1 protein-coding gene is annotated in these 4191 nt (G+C 23.6%); it reads right to left on the reverse strand.

From position 1 onward, the window contains the following. The coding region (locus VAMP_RS07255) for a BspA family leucine-rich repeat surface protein (RefSeq protein WP_213349840.1) at positions 1 to 4020 on the reverse strand (4020 nt) is incomplete at its 3' end. Positions 4021 to 4191: the final 171 nt, after the last annotated feature.

Raw genomic sequence — 4191 nt, forward strand, 5'->3', positions numbered from 1 at the left:
ATTTTCTAAATTATATATTATTCATGTTCATACTTTATTTCATGTAAATACTGTTCAACTTAAATTTTCAACTTCCAAATCTAAATCTTCTGGATTTACATTAAATGTTATTTCATATTTTTCTGGTTCTTCTTCTAATTGAATTTCTATATTTAATCATGTTCCATTTACTTCAAATCATGATAAATATTCTACATATCCTGTTGCACTTGCTATATATGTATAATTTCAATTAATAAAATTTCCTGTTCATAAATCTGCATATATTCCTGTTCCTACTTCTACTATACCTATATCTGGTGTTATATCAAACATTACTTCATATTTTTTTGGTTCCAAATTAATATTTAATATTTTTCATGTTCCATTTACTTCAAAATCACCAGTTAAACTATTATATCCTGTTGCGCTTGCTATATAATTATATTCTCAATCAACAAAATTTCCTGTTCATAAATCTGCATATATTCCTGTTCCTACTTCTACTATACCTGTATCTGGTGTTATATCAAACATTATTTCATATCTTTCTGGTATATATACTATATCATTTTTTCAAGAAACTGTAAAAGTTCCAGTTAAATTATCATATCCTGTCGCACTTGCTATATAATTATATTCTCAATTAAGAAAACTTCCTGTTCACAAATCATTATATATTCCTGTTCCTACTTCTACTATACCTGTATCTGGTGTTATATCAAACATTATTTCATATTTTATACAAAAGTTTCACCAATTTGGTTTATTTATATCTTCTCGTGAAGTAGCTGAATAGTCAAATCCATAAGGTTCATTATCATTTTTTTCCACACACCATCATGATAGATCTTGATTAAAATCAGATGCACCATAAAAGATATATCTCATATCAGTAACATTACTTGTATTCCAATTACTTATATCTTGATTAAATTTTTCTGCTCAACTAAATATTTTATAAATAGTAGTAATATTACTAACATCCCAATTATTTAAATTACAACTAAAATCTAATTCATCACATCCATTATTAAATGAACTTGCTCAATTAAACATAAAATTCATATTTTCAATACCACTTACATCCCAAGCTGTATATGTTTCTCATCATACTGTCACTTCTTTTGTTCCTATGTTTTGATTAAATGATTCTGCCTTTGCAAACATACCATTGTAATATCAAGAATTACTATGTCTTGATACATATTTAAGACTATTAGTATTCCAATTTCCTATATTTTGATTAAATGAACTTGCTTTTCTAAACATTAATATCATATTTTCAACATTACTAGTATTCCAAGCTATATATTCATCATCACTTCATTCATTTACTACTTTAGTTGATATATCTTGATCAAATGATTTTGCTAATTCAAACATTGATCTCATAGTAAGAACCTGACTTGTATACCAATTTCCTATATCTTGATTAAAACTTTCTGCATAATAAAATAAACTATCCATATTTTCTATATTTTTTGTATCCCAATCATTTAAATCACAAGAATAATCTCATTCAACACATCCATTATTAAATGAACTTGCTCAATTAAACATATTTTCCATAGTAGTAACAGAACTTGTATCCCAATTTCCTATATCTTGATTAAAAGAATTTGCATTTCTAAACATACCTTCCATAGTAGTAACATTACTTGTGTTCCAATTTCCTATATCTTGATTAAAAGAACTTGCTCAAACAAACATATCTTCCATACTAGTAACAGAACTTGTATCCCAATCTCATATATCTTTATTAAAAGAATTTGTATTAAAAAACATTTGATTCATATTTTCAACATTACTCGTATCCCAATTTCCTATATTTTGATTAAATGAACTTGCTCATTTAAACATTTGTCTCATATAATCAATCTTACTTACATCCCAACCAGTTAAACCACAACTAAAATCTCATTCAGCACATCAATTATTAAATGAACTTGCTCAATTAAACATTCAAACTTCTAAGTGTATAGCTTTATTACTATTCATACTAGTAACATTACCTGTATCCCAATCTCATATATTTTGATTAAATGAACTTGCTCATTTAAACATATCTTCCATATTAGTAACCTGACTTGTGTTCCAATCATTTAAATCACAAGAATAATCTCATTCAGCACATCAATTATTAAATGAACTTGCTCATCAAAACATTTTATACATATCAGTAACATTACTTATATTCCAATTTCCTATATTTTGATTAAAATTTTCTGCTTTTAAAAAAATAAGTCTCATATCAGTAACATTACTTGTATCCCAATTTCCTATATCCTTATCAAATAATTTTGCACTTCTAAACATTTCTTGCATATTAGTAACACTAGAAACATCCCAATTTCCTATATCTTGATTAAAAGAACTTTCTCATTTAAATAAACTACTCATATCATTAACATGACTTGTACAAATTCTATTAGCTGCATAATCTCATCCAAATTCATCAATATTATTTTTTATATCATTTTTATCTTCTGCTACATAATAAGTTTTTCATTCCAATTCAAAAGTATCTCAAGAATTAAGACCTCAACAATATACTATTCAATTCGCCAACAACTCAAAAGAAGTAAATCAAGTAGTATCAAAACTTACTACACAATTTCAATTATTATCACAAGATCAAGTTAAATTTGATATTTTATTTTTCAATTCTGTTTCAGTCAAATATGTATTTCATCAATCATTACTTACTTTTATCCAATTATAATTTTGTCAATTCCATTTTTTTGCATATTCTACAAATCATTTAGCATTTTCTCATTTTAAATTCATAGATAATGTAGCTGGTACATTAAATAAAGAATGTCCAGCTTTAAAATCTATATATCATTCTGAAATAATTAATTTATTTTGTAATAAATTTATAAAATTTATTGCTTCTTGATTATTCAAATTTAGTCAAGTATTAAATTTTATTTTACCAGATTCTTCCTTTTCAAGATATAAATCTTCAAAATTTTCTATATTTCAAATATTTACATCAGAAAGATTAGTATTTATTCAACTAAAAACATTTTTTTTATTATTATCAGCATTTAAAGTTTCTTTTATTTTTTTTATATTTTTTTCTTTACTATCATTAATTTGTTGAGTATTATTATTTCTTGTACCAGATCAAGCACCCTTATAACTTAAAAAATACAAATCATCATTTTCTTCAACAATATTATTTTCTTCAACAATTTTATTTTCCTCAACAATTTTATTTTCTTCAGCAATATTATTTTCTTCAGCAATACTATTTTCTTCAACAATATTATTTTCTTCAGCAATATTATTTTCTTCAACAATATTATTTTCCTCAACAATATCATTTTCTTCAACAATATTATTTTCCTCAACAATATCATTTTCTTCAACAATATCATTTTCTTCAGCAATACTATTTTCTTCAACAATTTTATTTTCTTCAACAATACTATTTTCTTCAACAATATTATTTTCCTCAACAATACTATTTTCTTCAACAATTTTATTTTCCTCAGCAATATTATTTTCTTCAGCAATATTATTTTCCTCAACAATACTATTTTCTTCAACAATTTTATTTTCTTCAACAATACTATTTTCTTCAACAATATTATTTTCCTCAACAATACTATTTTCTTCAACAATTTTATTTTCCTCAGCAATATTATTTTCTTCAGCAATTTTATTTTCCTCAGAAATATTATTTTCCTCAACAATACTATTTTCTTCAGCAATTTTATTTTCCTCAACAATATTATTTTTTTCAGCAATATTATTTTCTTCAGCAATTTTATTTTCCTCAGCAATATTATTTTCTTCATCTTCTTCATCTTCTTCATCTTCTTCATCATTTTCATTAATTTCCTTCAAATTTTCATTTTTTTTCTCTTCCTCAAACTTTCATTCTTCCTTATTTTTTCCTTCTTTATCAATTCAAACTTCAACATTTTCTTTTTCAATTTGTCAAATTTCTTCTTCTTGATTTTCTTGTATACATCAATTTAAATTTAAACTTATAAGTCATAAGATTAGTAATATTATTATTTTTTTCATTGTTAATTTAGTTTATAAAATATTTTAGTTATCTAAAAAAATAATAAACTTTGTATAATTAATTTATTTATTTTTTCAACTTAAAATATATTTGTTTAAAGTATCACTAAAAATCAAAAACTATCTAAAATTTAATATTGATAATAGTGTTAAATTTATTATATATCAATA

This window comes from Candidatus Vampirococcus lugosii, assembly GCF_018420025.1.
GTDB classification, from domain to species: Bacteria; Patescibacteriota; Gracilibacteria; order Absconditabacterales; family Absconditicoccaceae; genus Vampirococcus; species Vampirococcus lugosii.